This window comes from Mycobacterium sp. TH-M82, from assembly GCF_057473605.1.
Genome location: NZ_JBYCKY010000235.1, coordinates 1 through 14,667 on the forward strand (window position 1 = coordinate 1; position 14,667 = coordinate 14,667).

The 14,667-nt window shown below is 67.0% G+C and carries 15 protein-coding genes and 4 pseudogenes; 9 read left to right on the plus strand and 10 right to left on the minus strand.

Translation table 11 applies throughout. The features are described 5' to 3' along the window. A pseudogene (locus tag AC2VON_RS06905) lies at positions 1 to 196 on the plus strand (HNH endonuclease signature motif containing protein); the annotation flags it as partial. A 7-nt stretch (positions 197 to 203) separates the two neighbouring features. Here AC2VON_RS06905 and AC2VON_RS06910 read toward each other — a convergent pair. From AC2VON_RS06910 to AC2VON_RS06950, 9 genes and pseudogenes are all read right to left on the minus strand, one after another. After that, positions 204 to 638 carry a hypothetical protein gene (locus AC2VON_RS06910; RefSeq protein WP_486952276.1) on the minus strand — a complete coding sequence of 145 codons (435 nt, stop codon included), beginning with the start codon at positions 636 to 638 and terminating at the stop codon, positions 204 to 206. Between the two features lie 13 nt (positions 639 to 651). Beyond that, positions 652 to 1,938 (minus strand): DUF58 domain-containing protein, encoded by a 1,287-nt coding sequence (locus AC2VON_RS06915; RefSeq protein WP_486952277.1) that lies wholly within the window; start codon positions 1,936 to 1,938, stop codon positions 652 to 654. Positions 1,939 to 1,943: 5 nt separating this feature from the next. Beyond that, on the minus strand, positions 1,944 to 2,933 hold the full coding sequence (locus AC2VON_RS06920; protein WP_486952278.1) for an AAA family ATPase: 990 nt from the start codon (positions 2,931 to 2,933) through the stop codon (positions 1,944 to 1,946). Beyond that, positions 2,930 to 3,418 (minus strand): hypothetical protein, encoded by a 489-nt coding sequence (locus AC2VON_RS06925; RefSeq protein ID WP_486952279.1) that lies wholly within the window; start codon positions 3,416 to 3,418, stop codon positions 2,930 to 2,932. The genes AC2VON_RS06920 and AC2VON_RS06925 overlap by 4 nt, the downstream gene beginning before the upstream one ends. Continuing rightward, on the minus strand, positions 3,415 to 4,383 hold the full coding sequence (locus AC2VON_RS06930) for a DUF4129 domain-containing protein (RefSeq protein WP_486952280.1): 969 nt from the start codon (positions 4,381 to 4,383) through the stop codon (positions 3,415 to 3,417). The genes AC2VON_RS06925 and AC2VON_RS06930 overlap by 4 nt, the downstream gene beginning before the upstream one ends. After that, positions 4,383 to 4,748, minus strand: a pseudogene (locus AC2VON_RS06935) (cytochrome P450); the annotation flags it as partial. The gene AC2VON_RS06930 and the pseudogene AC2VON_RS06935, both read right to left, overlap by 1 nt. Continuing rightward, the gene (locus tag AC2VON_RS06940) at positions 4,745 to 5,779 is read right to left on the minus strand and encodes a prenyltransferase (RefSeq protein WP_486952281.1); all 1,035 of its coding nucleotides are present in this window, start codon (positions 5,777 to 5,779) and stop codon (positions 4,745 to 4,747) included. The pseudogene AC2VON_RS06935 and the gene AC2VON_RS06940, both read right to left, overlap by 4 nt. A gap of 37 nt (positions 5,780 to 5,816) precedes the next feature. Beyond that, positions 5,817 to 6,299, minus strand: a complete 483-nt coding sequence (locus AC2VON_RS06945; RefSeq protein WP_486952282.1) for a hypothetical protein — start codon at positions 6,297 to 6,299, stop codon at positions 5,817 to 5,819. A gap of 151 nt (positions 6,300 to 6,450) precedes the next feature. After that, entirely contained in the window at positions 6,451 to 7,617 is a 1,167-nt protein-coding gene (locus tag AC2VON_RS06950) for a DUF7159 family protein (RefSeq protein ID WP_486952283.1), read from the minus strand. 326 nt (positions 7,618 to 7,943) lie between these two features. Here AC2VON_RS06950 and AC2VON_RS06955 point away from each other — a divergent pair, with 326 nt between their 5' ends. Both AC2VON_RS06955 and AC2VON_RS06960 read left to right on the plus strand, forming a co-directional pair. Then, complete coding sequence (locus AC2VON_RS06955; protein ID WP_486952284.1) at positions 7,944 to 8,957, plus strand: esterase family protein; 1,014 nt, start codon at positions 7,944 to 7,946, stop codon at positions 8,955 to 8,957. 27 nt (positions 8,958 to 8,984) lie between these two features. Beyond that, positions 8,985 to 9,483, plus strand: a pseudogene (locus AC2VON_RS06960) (SRPBCC family protein). 28 nt (positions 9,484 to 9,511) lie between these two features. Here AC2VON_RS06960 and bfr read toward each other — a convergent pair. Then, positions 9,512 to 9,991, minus strand: coding sequence for a bacterioferritin (gene bfr / locus AC2VON_RS06965; protein WP_486952285.1), 480 nt, complete (start codon positions 9,989 to 9,991; stop codon positions 9,512 to 9,514). 248 nt (positions 9,992 to 10,239) lie between these two features. Here bfr and AC2VON_RS06970 point away from each other — a divergent pair, with 248 nt between their 5' ends. The 6 genes and pseudogenes from AC2VON_RS06970 to AC2VON_RS06995 all read left to right on the plus strand — a co-directional run. After that, on the plus strand, positions 10,240 to 10,476 hold the full coding sequence (locus AC2VON_RS06970) for a (2Fe-2S)-binding protein (protein WP_486952286.1): 237 nt from the start codon (positions 10,240 to 10,242) through the stop codon (positions 10,474 to 10,476). 131 nt (positions 10,477 to 10,607) lie between these two features. After that, complete coding sequence (locus AC2VON_RS06975; protein ID WP_486952287.1) at positions 10,608 to 11,096, plus strand: nucleoside deaminase; 489 nt, start codon at positions 10,608 to 10,610, stop codon at positions 11,094 to 11,096. A 20-nt stretch (positions 11,097 to 11,116) separates the two neighbouring features. Beyond that, on the plus strand, positions 11,117 to 12,370 hold the full coding sequence (locus tag AC2VON_RS06980) for an alpha-hydroxy acid oxidase (RefSeq protein ID WP_486952288.1): 1,254 nt from the start codon (positions 11,117 to 11,119) through the stop codon (positions 12,368 to 12,370). 141 nt (positions 12,371 to 12,511) lie between these two features. Continuing rightward, positions 12,512 to 13,744, plus strand: coding sequence for an NAD(P)/FAD-dependent oxidoreductase (locus AC2VON_RS06985; RefSeq protein ID WP_486952289.1), 1,233 nt, complete (start codon positions 12,512 to 12,514; stop codon positions 13,742 to 13,744). A 50-nt stretch (positions 13,745 to 13,794) separates the two neighbouring features. Further along, on the plus strand, positions 13,795 to 14,199 hold the full coding sequence (locus AC2VON_RS06990; RefSeq protein ID WP_486952290.1) for an MmpS family transport accessory protein: 405 nt from the start codon (positions 13,795 to 13,797) through the stop codon (positions 14,197 to 14,199). Between the two features lie 5 nt (positions 14,200 to 14,204). After that, positions 14,205 to 14,667, plus strand: a pseudogene (locus tag AC2VON_RS06995) (hypothetical protein); the annotation flags it as partial.

Below are 14,667 nucleotides of genomic sequence, written 5' to 3' on the forward strand. Positions count from 1 at the left end.
GTTGACCCTGCGCTGCGGATGCCACCACGAGATCATCACCACCGGCGGCTGGAAAACCCGCCGCAATCACCGCGGAGAAACCGAAACCATTCCACCCCGCCATCTCGACTACGGCCAACCCCGCATCAACCGGTATCACCACCCCGAAAAACTCCTCCACCACGAAGACCGAGACGGCGACGAAGACGGCCCTTAACGGTTCGTTACTCCCCCACGAACGGGTGGGTGACCAGCGCGTAACACCCGAACGCTGCCAGTGGCGCTAACAACGGCAACCATGACACCTGCAGCGGAAACGCCGTCGCCGCCAGTCCGACAAAGGTAAACCCAACTGCGGCAACCACCGTCGGCACGGTCACCGTAGCTGCGCCCCCGGCCGCGTACCGCAACAGCAGGTATGCCAGCGCGGCAAGCCCGGATACCGCGGCAAGCACCGGTGCCGGATCGGAGAGCACGATCGTGGCCACGGCGAGCAGCACCGCCAGCGTCGCAGCCTGCCGCAGAACCAAGCCGACCAGCACTGTGGCAGCGGCGAGCATCGCCACCGCTGCCGCCGGCTCGTGCGATCCGATCCCCGCCGCGAAGGCCATCAGAAGGCCGCACGCGGCGGCAAGTGTGTGAACCGTCGGCTTTTTCATCGCATGGATCATGTCATCGCACCCCGGATCGGGGGCGGCGACGACCGGTCACCAGGCGCATCGACTGCTCCAGCGGTTGATCCTGCGGCCAGGGCACTACGTCGACGCCGACGGTGGCCATGTCGCGGTACATGGTGGAGCGCTGCAGTTGCCACATGCGCGTGACCAGCGGATCCGGTGCGTCCTCGAACGGGGAACCCGGAAGAACGTCGACAGCCAAGACGAAGTGTCCGCGTTTCCGTAAGTCGATCAGCGCAAGCGTGAACTCGGTATCGAGCAGGGTGGAGAACGCGACAACCACCGCACCCGGTGGGACAGCCGCCCGGGGTGCCAGGGTGCCGGTGGTGGTTTCGAATGCCCCGGCTGCCCCATCCGCCCCACCGGCACCGAGCACGGCGTCGAGTACCCGGTAAAACTGTCGGTGCCCGATGTCGGCGCCCAGCCAGCGGGGGCGTCGGTCACCGAGTGCGACGATTCCGGCGCGATCGCCGTTGCGTAGTGCCGTCTGTACCACTTGTGCTGCGCCGCGTACCGTCCGTTCGGTGGCCTCGGTAGCGGGCCCGCGAGGCTGGGCATAGGTGTCGACCAACACCACCACGTCGGCCGCGCGGTCTGTCAATCGCTGTGTCACGTGCAAGCTTCGGCGGCGCGCGCTGACCGGCCAATTGACCGCGCGCAGCGGGTCGCCGGGCACGTAGGCGCGAATGTCGGCGTACTCGACGCCCCGGCCGATGTGTCGCGTCAGGTGGGTGCCCAGGCGATCGAGTAACTCGGTGCGTGGGATCGGCGTCGACTGCGGTGGAGTCAACGGAAACACATCGATCTCGGCCACTTCGGCCACCCCGGTTCCGGACAGCAAACCGCCCCGTGCCGTGACGCCGACCTGTGCCCGAATCGGGTATCGGCCCCAGCGTTCGGCAATGGCCGCCACGGTTTTCCGCGATCCCGGAAACGCGGTATCGAGGCCGACGACGTCGACCCGCATTGCTGGGTGGGATGAAACGGACAGGTCGACCTGTGCGCCGGCAGCCTCGGGGGTCGCCCAGGCAGTCAATCGGGCCTGCTCGCCTTCGAAACAGCGCTGCGACGCGGGCTGCGCGCGCACCCGGATCGTCGGTGCCGACGGTTGCCAGTTGACCGAGGCCAGCACGCCCAGCAGCGGGGCGGCGAACGCAATGAGCTGCCAGCGCGACGCGATCACCGCCGCAGCCAACGCCGCCACAGCGCAGCTAGAGATAGCTAGCGTCAATGGCGATGCCCGCCAACGAAACTCAACGTCGGCTTTGTGCGGCTCCGACATTGCCGTCACCCCGACGTGCCCATTCGCGGTACCGGTAGCCGCCGCAGCAGCTCATCCACCACGTCAGAACCTTGAATGCGACGCACCCACATCTCCGGCCGCAGGGTGATCCGGTGGGCTATAGCGGGCATGGCGAGCGCCTTGACATCCTCGGGTATCACGTAATCGCGGCCCAGCAGCAGCGCCCGCGCCCGGGCGAGCTGGACCAGGTCGAGTTCCGTTCTGGGGCTGGCGCCCACCGCGACCTGCGGGTGGTGCCGGGTGGCGGTAGCCAGCGACACCACATAGTGCAGCACATCCTCGTGCACACTGACCTGCTCGACGGATTCGCGCATAGCCACCAGGTCATGGGCGTTGACGACTTGACTCACCGTCGTCTCTGCCGAGCCCCGGTCGAGCCGGCGGCGCAGCATGAAGGCTTCGTCACGCTCCGACAGGTAGCGCAGTTCCAGCCTGATCGCGAACCGGTCCAGCTGCGCCTCCGGTAGCGGGTAGGTGCCCTCGTACTCGATCGGGTTGTCGGTCGCCAAAACGACGAACGGGACAGGCAGCTTGTGGGTTTCACCGTCGATGCTGACCTGGCCTTCGGCCATCGCCTCCAGCAGCGCTGCCTGGGTCTTGGGTGGTGTGCGGTTGATCTCGTCGGCGAGCAGCAGATTGGTGAAGATCGGGCCGCGGCGGAACTCGAAATGGCCCGATTGCATGTCGTAGACGGTCGAACCGAGTAGGTCTGCGGGCAGCAGATCGGGTGTGAACTGCACGCGGGTGAAGCCGAGTCCCAGCGCGGCTGCGAACGACCGGGCGATCAGCGTCTTTCCCAGGCCCGGAAGGTCTTCGATGAGCACGTGACCACGGGCGAGGACGGTGGTGAGGATGAGCGCAAGCGCGGAGCGCTTCCCCACCACGACCCGCTCGATTTCGTCGAGCACCGCCTTGCAGTGCGCGGTGGTGGTCTCCAGTAGACCTCCCGACGACTCCGGCAGGCCTGTGGTCATCGCTGCTCCAGTCGTTGCAGGATCTCCTCCAGCACCGCCCGGCCGGGCCCAGGTTCGCGGCCACCGGCGCGCGCGACGTTGTGCGGATCGACCCACTCCCACAGCTTGGCGCCGAACAGTATCCGGCCGGTGTCGTCGAATGCTGTCGAATCCTTCGCATGCCGGTGGCCGGTGGTGATCTCAAATCTCCGGGCGAGGACGGGACGCCAGTGCCGATCCCAGTCCGTCCGGGTGGACTCCGACCAGCGAATACGGGTTTCGGCGCCGGACATCCAGCGGTGCAAAGCATCTCCGGTTGCCTGCGTATTTTTCTGGTCCGACCCGGCATCAACGCCGTCCCCACCCAACAGTCGGCGAATACCGAGCAGCAGGAACGCCAGCGCACCACCTGACGCCCACAGCAGGAGCTGACGTTGGTGCAGCAACAGTGCAAGAAGCTCGACGCCCAGGATCAGCAGCACGCCCAGGATCAGCAACTTCTTCATGCCGGGCTCCGCATCTCGGCGAGCACAAGCGCAAGTATTCGGACCGCGTCCCCGCGATGCTGTTCGGTCATCAGGTGCGAGCTGAACCGCGCTTCCGCGAACAGGTTCACCAGCTGTCTTGCGTTGTCTGCGGTCAGGGCATGGTGGTCGACGGCTCTGGCCAGCACTTCGGTCGGCGTGTCGTAATCCTGCGGCACGGCATCGGGGAGGTGAGCGAGTTCGCGTTCCATCGCCGCGTAACAGCCGATGATGGCTTCGCGCGGTTCGCGGCTCAGGTCGCCGACCTGTGCCAGTCCGAGTTCTGCTGCCCGGGCAAGAGATTCCGGTCCTGCGACAGCCGCACCGGCAACGAGAGGTTTATCGGACAAGCTGGCCGGCGTCGGTCCGCTGCGCCGGGTGCGGGCCGCGATAACCGCCGCTGCTGCGGTCAACAGCAGCATGCCGAAAGCTGTGGCCGCGAGGTATCCGAACATGTCGCCGCCCGAATTCGGCTGTGGCCGTTCCAGTGGCGTTGCGGTATCTGTCGAGGGCGGGGCGGTACCGGTTGCAGGCACATTGGTGTGCATCCCGGGGGTGTGCACCACGAAACCGTGCTGGCCGACCAGCCTGGTCAGCAGCCAGGTAATCACCAGCCAGGCCGATATCACCGCGAGCCCGACCAGCACCACCCGCCAACTCGACCGCCCGTTATCGCCGCTCAGCCCGGTGGGAAGCGCGCGGATTTCGCTCGCCGCCGCCCGCCGGTTCCGCAGCCGGGCGATGATCGACACCGCGATGACGATCAACGACGAACCGAGCAGCACGATAACGACGAGCAGCGCCGCCGGGCTTTCGGCCGCCTGCCGGCGCTGCGTGTGCTCCGCGGCCGGAACGTACCCGCGCAGGGCGGCGGCGGCCAGGACGAGCAGCACGATCAGCGCGATGGCGCGGCCTGTCGCCCGATCGATACCGTGCATGGACGGCATCAGTGAAACACCACCGGAAGGTGCAGCGGCCCGCGGGTGGCCGGCGTGTCCCGCCAGGCGAAGACGGACGGATCGTGGTTGGCGGCGGCGATAGCAATGAGTACTTGTTGGCCGGCGCGTATTTCGGTATCGCCGATGCGGTGATCTTCGGTTGCCGTGCGCGCGGTTGCCTGCACCGGGCCATCTAGGCGGAGTAGCTCGGTGATCAGCTCCGGATCCTCCGGGTCGACTCCGCCGACGAGGCGGGTGCCGCCCGGACCGAGGGTCCGCAACCGAATCATGGGCGTTCCCAGCAGATTCGCCGTGGTTCCATGGCCTGCGACGGCAAGGAGGATTGCGGTGATGGCCACATCGTCAAGACTCAGGTAACGGCCGCGACCAGCGCGCCGATCGCCAGACCTACCACCAGCAGCGCACCGGCCAGGCGGACGTGCACCCAGGCCAGCGCGGCATACCACAGCGGCCACACCGGGTAGTCGGGCGGCGGCTGGTCGGGTGGCGGGCGACGGAAGTACGGCCAGATCTTCACCAGCCGCGGCAGCGCAGCAGCGACGACCAGCGCCGGCCACGGCAGCGCCGCCGCCAGCACCGCCACGACGACCAGTAGATAGAAGCAGACCATCATGGCCAACGTCACGGCGCGGGCGCGGACGTCGCCGAGCAGCACCGGCAGCGTTGCGATGCCGAGCGGCTCGTCATAGCGGATCTTGTCGATGTGCTTGCCCATCAGCACCGTGGTGCACAACAGCCCGTACGGCAGCGACGCCAGCACCACCAGCCAGCCGATCGCCCCGACCGCCGCGTAGTAGGTTCCGCACACCATCAGCGGGCCCCAGACGACCAGGACGTCGAGTTCACCGAGGCCGCGCTTCTTCAGCCGCAGCGGCGGCGCCGTGTAGGCGACGCTGAGCACGAAGCCGCCGAGCGCGAAAGCCGCTACCAGCCAGCCGCGCGCCCATGTCAAAACGACCAGTATCGCCAGGTCGACGAGGTTCACCGCGAGGATCGCCAACGCCAGGGTGCGACGGCTGACCAGCCCGGACAACACCGGATGCGGGGCGTAGAGCGCCCGCGGGTAGCCGGCACTGTCACTGCCGGCCTGGGTGTCGTACAGGTCGTTCATCAGGTTGTTGGCGATATGCGCGGCGATGATCCCGACCAGTGCCAGCCCGAGCCAGCGCCAGTCCAACCCGGGGCGGCCGACGGCCAGTAGCGCCGCCACCAGGCCGGCGAACAGCGTCATCGGCAGCACGGCGGCCCGGCTGACCACTATCCAGCGGGTGACGGCGTCGATCGGTTCGTCGCCGGGCGGCGGGTTGGTGGTGCGAAGGGCGTAAGCCCACGAATGGGCCCAGGAGCGCAACCGGGATTGCGGCGTGAATTCAGCTTCCGTCATGGTGAAACCCTGCGGCCTGGCGATAGCGAGCTGGGTTTCAGCCTCTGAATATGCCGAAACCGGGCTGCGGGGGCTCTTCCAAGGGATACGGAACGATCCCCGGAGGCAGGTAAGGACCGCTGCCGCCGACGAATATCCCCGGCTGCCAGCCCCGGGCTCCCACACACAGCAGCGGCAGCCCGTCGGGAGTCTGTGCCGCCGACTGCGAACCCGGGCACGGCGCACCGATGTCCTGGACGCCGTAGAGCGGATACGAGATCATCCAGTACCCGCCGGAGGTTGGCGTCCCCCGCAGCGGGTCCGGGTACTGATTGGGGATGAAGTGGCATGTCAACGCCTGACCGTTGGGGCCGTGCCCGAAGGTGAAGCGCTCCCAGTTGTCGCAGGCATAGCCCTGCGTGGCGCCTTCGACCATGCCCGGCACGTCTCCGGGGTAGGACTTTGTGTCGGCGCCGGCGGCCGGCGCCGCGGCAATGGCCGCACCCGCGGCAATGGTCGCGACAGCTAGTTCTCGAATCATTTTTCGTCCTCGGATCCAGTGCAGCGGGCCGGTACTGAAAATGTTTATGCCAGCCCTGCGCTGCAGCCTAGCGGGTCGGCGGAACGCGCCGTCAGGAATCAGCTGATTGCTGGTGCCCGGGAGCGCCTCGACGACCAGGGCGTTCTGGGGATCAGTGACCGTGCAGATTGCGAAGACGGTTGAGCGCCCGGCTCAGCAGGGACGGGCTGGGGTCCGGCTGCGGCGCCACCGCCGGTGCCGGCGTTACCTGGGCGGCCACCTCTTCGCCGAATGGCGAGAGCTCCCACACCGGCTGGAATGCAGCGGCTCCTTCCGGCATGGCATCGATCGACGGTCCCGGGGCCTCCGCCGGTGGTGACGCGGGGGCAGGCGGTGTTATCGCCACCTGAGCCACCTGAGCCACCTGAGCCACCTGGGCCGTCTGAGCCGCTTGAGCCGCCTGAACCACCTGTTCGGCCGGCCGCCGGTCATTTGCCGGAGCCAACTGCAGACTCAGCACGACGGACAGCGAAACCACGAAGGTGGGCACGCTGACGGCCAACATCACCAGAGCGCCGGCGTAGGGCAATGCCTGCGACCGCCGCCGGCCCGCCTCGCCCTTGTCGGCATCTGGCGGCGACGCCTCATCCGGCCCCGTATCGGCGATACCCATGCCCGGTCCAGCCAATGCGGCACCGCGGGCCAGTGCCAGTTGCACTCCGGCCTGAACGAACACCGGCATCGTCAGCTCCGCTTCCAGTCGCACCGCGAGAGCATCCCGGCACTCGTCCGGCCCGGCGATCACCAGCACGTCCGGGCGCGAAGCGCCTCGTTCAAAAAGTGTTGTGAGCCAGTTGACCAAGTAATCTGCGCCAACTTCTCGGTCAAGGGACTGCCGGATGACCGCCGAAGCGTCATTACCGGAGTCATGTGCCATCACCAGCGTCGCCGAGCCCGGTTCGATGACACAGACCGCCGCCTGCTCTGACCCACCGATCCCCTCGGCCATCGCCTCGGCGGCCCGGTCCAGCCGAACCGGTACGACGTTGTCGAACCCGGCGCCGGCCAGATACTCCAGCAGCAGCGCGGCCTCTGCGGCGGCATCGGCACTCCAGGTCACGCCGACGCCACCCAGCCGTCGGCCCTGCGCTTTCAGCATCGCCTGCGCGCGCTGCACAACCGCTGTCACCTGCTCCGAGGCATCGACGGCACCGACCCCACCGCGATGCCGTCCGACGGTGACTTCCGCACGGGCCAGCGTCGTATCGATATCCGACCCGTCGACCAGGACCCACCCTACCGTGGCTGGCCTTATCGACAGGCCGAGTAGCGTATCCAAAAATCTCGCACCTTAATCGTCACGGTCTGCGGTGTGGTCCGGTCGGCTTACCGCAGGCGAGCCTACGCGGGTGGCACAGCGCTGGCTACTTTGGCCCCCGGTCGAGGTTTCCGGTACTCTCTGCTGAGTCGGGTACCCGAGGCGACCGGCGAAAATGACGATCAGGACGTCTGGGACGTCTGGGACGATAGGGACGACGAGTTGCCGGCCCAACCCGGGAGCCGTCACAATGTTGTCACGCGTATCGCGTCGCGATCGACACATTTGGTACTTTTCGGTACATTTCCGAGAGCACGCGCCGGATGGCATATGACAAGGGGCCAGCTATGACAGACGTGACCACGATGATGCGTGGTTGGGCACGCCGACTTCTGATCGGCGCGACAATAGCCGCGGCACTGCCGGGATTGATCGGTCTCGTGGGAAGTGACGCAACTGCCGGCGCGTTCTCGCGGCCCGGTCTGCCCGTCGACTATCTACAGGTGCCGTCGGCGTCGATGGGCCGCGACATCAAGGTCCAATTCCAAAGCGGCGGCTCCGGCTCGCCGGTTGTCTACCTGCTCGACGGCCTGCGCGCCCAGGACGACTACAACGGCTGGGACATCAACACCCCGGCGTTCGAGTGGTACTACCAGTCCGGGTTGTCGGTCGCGATGCCGGTGGGCGGGCAGTCCAGCTTCTACACCGACTGGTACCAGCCGGCCTGCGGCAAGGCCGGTTGCTCGACCTACAAGTGGGAGACGTTCATGACCAGCGAGCTGCCGCAGTTCCTGGCTTCGGACCAAGGCGTCAAGTCGACCGGCGCTGCGGCGGTCGGCATCTCGATGGCCGGGGTTTCCGCAATGAACTTTGCGATCTACCATCCGGACCGGTTCATCTACGCCGGCTCGCTGTCGGGCTACCTCCAGCCTTCGGAGGGGCAAGGTTGGATCGGACTGTCGATGGGTGATGCCGGTGGTTACAAGAAGGAAGATATGTGGGGTCCCGACAGTGACCCGGCCTGGCAGCGCAACGACCCGACCGTCAACGTCGCCGCACTGGTCGCCAACGACACCCGGCTCTGGGTGTACTGCGGTAACGGCACCGCGAACGAGTTGGGCGGCAACAACATCCCCGCCACATTCCTGGAGAGCAACTTCATGATCGGCGCCAACAAGAAGTTCCAGGATGCCTACACCGCTGCCGGCGGCCACAACGCCGTGTTCAACTTCCCGGACTACGGCACCCACAGCTGGGAATACTGGGGGCAGCAGTTGCAGGCGATGAAGCCTGACCTGCAGAGCCACCTTGGCGCCAGCAGTGGTGGAAGCAGTTCCAGCTCCAGTGAGTCGGGTGGCTAACCTTCCCTGAGCTTCCAATGTCCCGCTGTGTTCCGCAGTCGTTCGGCGAAGTGTTTGGAGCAGGTCCGTGCAGGGTTCGGTGACGATTCGCATGGCGGCTCCCGCGCAGCAGATCTGGGATCTGATCGCGGATGTCCGCAACACCGGGCGGTTCTCTCCGGAGACCTTCGAAGCCCAGTGGCTCGGAGGCGCCACCGGGCCCGCGGTCGGCGCGCGCTTCCGTGGACACGTTCGCCGCAACGGGATCGGGCCGGTGTACTGGACGACGTGTCGCGTCACCGAGTGTGAACCGGCCCGCGAGTTCGGATTCCAGGTTCTGGTCGGGGACCGACCGGTGAACCACTGGCATTACCGGCTGACCCCCACCGCGGACGGCACCGACGTCACCGAGTCGTTCAGGATGGCCGGCTCTCCCCTGACCGCCCTGTATTATTGGGTGTTCGGCGGGTTTCTGCGGCAGCGCAGCAACATCCGCGACATGCGCTTGACGCTGGAACGCATCAAGGCCGTGGCCGAGTCGGCCTGACCGACGTGCAGCATCGGCTACGCGGTCGTCAGCTCGGCGGGCGGGCCACGCACTGCGCCGTGTACAGCGCCTCACCCAGCTTGTCCATCAGTTCGAGCTGGGTTTGCAGATAGTCGATGTGGTTTTCCTCATCGGAGACGATGACTTCGAGCAGCTTGGCCGTGGTGCTGTCCTGCTTTTCCCGGCACATGACGATGCCGGGCTTGAGCCTGTTCAGCACGTCAAGTTCGAGTCCGAGATCGCTTTCGAACTGCTCGCGCAGGGTCTGGCCGATGCGTATTGACCCGATGCGTTGGTAGTTCGGCAAACCGTCGAGCAGAAGAATCCGGTCCGTCACCGCTTCGGCGTGTCGCATCTCCTCGAACGATTCCTCGCGGGTGCGTGCAGCGAGCGTGGTGAAACCCCAATTGTCTTGCATTTTGCAGTGCAGAAAGTATTGGTTGATCGCGGTGAGCTCGCTGGTCAGTTGTTCGTTGAGCAGACGTAGAACATCCGGATCACCGTGCATGATTGCTCCTTGGGTGTGAAGGCCGTCGCATCGCGCCGTGTCCAATCTAGTGCAGGCGGCGGTTGCGGGTCTGGCCAACGCAGCCGCTAACCTCCGCTGACCTCGACTCGGTGCGTCCGCACCGACGTGGCGCCGACGAGGCGGATCACTTGTGACCGTTTCGACACCGCACGTCCCTGCACAGCCGGGCTAACTTAGGTTAGACTCCACTAACATGAGGCTGGAGGCGGGTCGGCGGGAGTAGCGCGGTGTACGTGTGTCTGTGTGTGGGGGCCACCAATCAGATGGTGTCCGACGCCGTCGCGGCTGGCGCGACGACGTCAAGGGAGGTCGCGGCCCTGTGCGGCGCCGGTGGTGACTGCGGCCGGTGCCGGCGGACGGTGCGGGGCATCATCGCCGACACCCTGGCCACTATGCCGATGTGTGCAGCCAACGACTCGCTCAGGCACCTGGCACTGGAAATCACCCCCGTCGCGGCGTCCTGACCAGCAGCCGCGCCCGCCGGCCGGTGAACTCGTCCCGCGCGTCGTCGATCTGGGGCACCACCACTGCAGCCTGATAGGCCTGGCCCGGGCCGGACATCTGATCAGGCGGTGAGGCCGTAGACTGCTCACCCGTGGCACTGAGCGATGTCGATCTCGAATACCTGGGTCGCTGCGTGGAATTGGCGCGCACCGCGCTCGACAACGGGCACGCGCCGTTCGGTGCACTTCTGGTCGGTGCCGATGGCCGGATTCTCTACGAGGACCACAACCGAACCGGCGACGGTGACCTCACGCAGCACCCCGAGTTCGCCATCGCCCGGTGGGCGGCAACGAACTTGGCGCCGGTGCGCCGGGTCCGAGCCACCGTGTACGCCTCCTGCGAGCACTGCCCGATGTGCGCAGCGGCCCATGGCTGGGTCGGCCTGGGGCGCATCGCGTACGCGACATCGGCAGCACAGCTGGCCCAGTGGCTCGCCGAGTGGCATGCGCCGGCGACGCCGGTGGCGCCGCTGCCGATCACGGCGGTGGTGCCCAAGGCGGTGGTCGACGGTCCGGCACCGACACTCGAAGACCGGATGAAAGCGCTGTACGAGGCCGAGTACAAGCCGAGTGCACCTTGAGGTTATCGGGCTAGCCAGAGATGGCGACCAAACGACGGGTTCCGAAACCCGGCGACCTCGCACCGCTGATCCGCCTGCGCAAGCCCCGGCTGGGCCGCACCAGGCATCGGCTGGAGGCCGCGCTGACCATCCACGATCTGCGCCGCATCGCGAAACACCGTACGCCGAAGGCGGCGTTCGACTACACCGACGGAGCCGCCGAGGAAGAGCTGTCGCTCGGACGCGCCCGGCAGGCCTTCCGCGACATCGAGTTCCACCCGAACATCCTGCGCGACGTCAGCACGGTGCGCACCGGTTGGGACGTTCTCGGCGGCCCGGTCACGGTACCGTTCGGGATCGCACCGACCGGCTTCACCCGGTTGATGCAGACCGAAGGTGAGATCGCCGGCGCCCGCGCCGCGGCGACTGCCGGGATCCCGTTTTCGCTGTCGACGTTGGGCACCGCATCGATCGAAGACGTGAGCAACGCGGCACCGCACGGCCGCCACTGGTTCCAGCTGTACATGTGGCGTGACCGGGACCGGTCGATGGATCTGCTGCGCCGCGCCGCCGCCGCGGGTTTCGACACGCTGCTGGCCACGGTCGACTGTCCGGTCGCCGGCGCACGGCTGCGCGACACCCGCAACGGGATGGCCATCCCGCCGGCGCTGACACTGCGGACCGTGCTGGATGCGGTCGGGCACCCGCGCTGGTGGTTCGACCTGCTGACCACCCAACCGCTGACGTTCGCGTCGCTGGACCGGTTGCCGGGCACCGTCGCCGAGTACATGGACACCATGTTCGAAGCCAGCCTGACCTTCGAGGACCTGAGCTGGATCAGGGGCCAGTGGCCCGCCAAGCTGGTCACCAAGGGCGTTCAGACCCTCGACGACGCCCGCGCCGTGGTCGATCGCGGCGTCGACGGCATCGTGTTGTCCAACCACGGTGGGCGCCAGCTCGACCGGGCGCCGGTACCGTTTCACCTGCTGCCGGTAGTGGCCCGTGAGCTGGGCGCAGACACCGAGATCCTGCTGGACACCGGCATCATGTCCGGTGCTGACGTAGTGGCAGCGGTCGCCCTGGGAGCGCGTTGCACGTTGATCGGGCGGGCCTATCTATACGGCCTGATGGCCGGCGGTGAGACCGGCGTCAACCGCGCCATCGAGATCCTGTCCGAGCAGCTGACCCGCACCATGCGGTTGCTCGGCGTGACCTGCCTGGAAGAGCTGTCACCGAAGCACGTCACCCAGTTGCACCGGCTGGTGCCGATCGGCCGACCGGGCGCAGAGCGCTGACCACGGCGCTGACCAGGGCGCTGACCAGGCTGTCACCCGACGCGGACGTTTCGCGCCCACGTGGCCGCTTGACGGCCCGGACCGTGCGACCGGGCGGACCGGGCGAGGTAAGGTGGCGACGAGCAGAACGGAGGAGCCATCATGGCAGCGTCGGCCGCATTCGTCATTGTCGGTGGTGGCCTGGCCGGCGCGAAGGCAGCAGAAGCCCTGCGCGACAAGGGTTTCGACGGGACCATTGTGCTGCTCGCCGAAGAGCGGCAGCTGCCGTACGAGCGTCCGCCGCTGTCCAAGGAATTTCTGGCGGGCAAAAAGACGCTGAGCGACTTCACGGTGAACTCAAAAGACTGGTACCGCGAACACGATGTCGACCTCCGGCTGAGCACCCGTGGGGTATCGCTCGACCCCCCCGGGCACACCGTCGGCCTCGCCGACGGAGACAACGTGCACTATGACAAGCTGCTGCTGGCCACCGGTTCCCGGTCACGCCGTTTACCCATCCCCGGCTCCGACGCCGACCGGGTGCACTATCTGCGTACGATCGACGACGCGTCAGCGTTGGATTCCGCACTGGCCGAAGGCTCTTCGCTGGCGGTGGTGGGCGCGGGATGGATCGGCCTCGAGGTGGCCGCCGGCGCCCGGCAGCGCGGAGTCGACGTCACCGTGGTCGAGACCGCCAAAGTGCCGCTACTGGCCGCTCTGGGCGAACAGAACGGTGAGCTTTTCGCCAAACTGCACCGCGAGCACGGAGTCGACCTGCGGCTGGGGGCTGCCGTCACCGAGATCACGACCACCGACGGCACCGCTACCGGACTGCGGCTGGGCGATGGTTCCCAGATCGCCGCGGACGCGGTGCTGGTCGCCGTCGGCGCCCAGCCCAACGTCGAACTCGCCGAGCAGGCGGGGCTTTCTCTCGGTGACGGCGGTGTGCTGGTCGACACGACACTGCGCAGCAGCGACCCCGACATCTACGCGGTCGGCGACATCGCTGCGGCCGAGCATCCGCTGCTGGGCGGCCGGGTCCGCACCGAGCACTGGGCGAATGCGCTCAAACAGCCGGCGGTGGCGGTGGCCGGAATGCTCGGTGAACGCGCAGAATACGCCGAACTACCGTACTTTTTCACCGACCAGTACGACCTCGGCATGGAGTACGTCGGCCATGCGCCGGCATACGACCGGGTGATGTTCCGCGGCGATGTCGACGGCCGGCAGTTCACCACCTTCTGGCTGGGCCGCGATAACCGGGTGCTGGCCGGGATGAATGTCAACATCTGGGAGGGGCTGGACGACATCAAGGCCCTGATCCGGTCGCAGGCGCCGGTGGACCCGGACCGGGTGGCCGACCTACAGGCGCCACTGGGCGAACTGACGGTGTGAGACCACCCGTCGGGTATGCATACCGGCGTCGGTGCAATAAGGTGATGGCCATGATCGGTCAACCGCCACGCAACCGGGCGTCCGGCCCAGCGATGTCGCTGCTGGCCGGGTTTTTCGTCGGGTCCGCGGCTGTCTGGGGTGTGCCGGTGGCCGGCGCGACGCCGGACAAAACCAGGGCGACGATCCGCTATGAGCTGACCGGCTCCGGTGTAGCCGGATATGTCACCTACCAAACCAACGACGGCCAGGCCCATGCGGCGGATGTGCCGCTACCGTGGTCGACGGAGTTCCTCGGCTGGATGCAGGATGCAAACACTCCCGCCTCGGTGTACTTGGTGAGTGCACAGGGCGTCGGGCCTGGATCAATCGGCTGCAAGGTTTTGATCGCCGGAAAAGCGGTCGCGCAGAACACTGCGACCGGCGACCCGGCGCGAGTACTCTGCGAGCACCACTGACACCAATGGTCGGCGGTGGGTTGCTCCGCTACATCGAGGACGGACCGACGCAGACACCCGAGTACGCGGCGGACGGAGGGCACCCGGTGTATCCGCTGGTGTCTCAGCTGGCGGCGCTACACCAGTTCCGTACCTACGTCGACGTCGCAGTCATCGTCGTGGTGCTGGTGCTGACCAACCTGATCGCGCACTTCACCACGCCCTGGGCGGGTATCGCCACGGTACCGGCCGTCGCGGCCGGCCTGGTGATCCTGGTTCGGTGCAATGGTCTGGGCTGGGCCGAACTCGGCTTGAGCCGTAGGCACTGTAAGTCCGGCGCGGGCTACGCGCTGGCAGCGGTGCTGGCGGTGGTGTCGGTCATCGCCATCGGTGCGCTGCTGCCCTGGACTCGTCCGATGTTCATGAACAACCACTACGCGACGGTCTCCGGCGCGCTTGTCGCCTCGATGATCATCATCCCGCTGCAAA

What these genes read in the sequence shown, in the direction of transcription:
- AC2VON_RS06980 (WP_486952288.1), top strand. Translation starts at nt 11,117, where the DNA reads ATGGCGACCAAACGACGGGTTCCGAAACCCGGCGACCTCGCACCGCTG.
- AC2VON_RS06925 (WP_486952279.1), bottom strand. Translation starts at nt 3,418, where the DNA reads ATGAAGAAGTTGCTGATCCTGGGCGTGCTGCTGATCCTGGGCGTCGAG.
- AC2VON_RS06920 (WP_486952278.1), bottom strand. Translation starts at nt 2,933, where the DNA reads ATGACCACAGGCCTGCCGGAGTCGTCGGGAGGTCTACTGGAGACCACC.
- AC2VON_RS06910 (WP_486952276.1), bottom strand. Translation starts at nt 638, where the DNA reads ATGAAAAAGCCGACGGTTCACACACTTGCCGCCGCGTGCGGCCTTCTG.
- AC2VON_RS06945 (WP_486952282.1), bottom strand. Translation starts at nt 6,299, where the DNA reads ATGATTCGAGAACTAGCTGTCGCGACCATTGCCGCGGGTGCGGCCATT.
- AC2VON_RS06915 (WP_486952277.1), bottom strand. Translation starts at nt 1,938, where the DNA reads ATGTCGGAGCCGCACAAAGCCGACGTTGAGTTTCGTTGGCGGGCATCG.
- AC2VON_RS06955 (WP_486952284.1), top strand. Translation starts at nt 7,944, where the DNA reads ATGACAGACGTGACCACGATGATGCGTGGTTGGGCACGCCGACTTCTG.
- AC2VON_RS06985 (WP_486952289.1), top strand. Translation starts at nt 12,512, where the DNA reads ATGGCAGCGTCGGCCGCATTCGTCATTGTCGGTGGTGGCCTGGCCGGC.
- AC2VON_RS06940 (WP_486952281.1), bottom strand. Translation starts at nt 5,779, where the DNA reads ATGACGGAAGCTGAATTCACGCCGCAATCCCGGTTGCGCTCCTGGGCC.
- AC2VON_RS06990 (WP_486952290.1), top strand. Translation starts at nt 13,795, where the DNA reads ATGATCGGTCAACCGCCACGCAACCGGGCGTCCGGCCCAGCGATGTCG.
- AC2VON_RS06930 (WP_486952280.1), bottom strand. Translation starts at nt 4,383, where the DNA reads ATGCCGTCCATGCACGGTATCGATCGGGCGACAGGCCGCGCCATCGCG.
- bfr (WP_486952285.1), bottom strand. Translation starts at nt 9,991, where the DNA reads ATGCACGGTGATCCGGATGTTCTACGTCTGCTCAACGAACAACTGACC.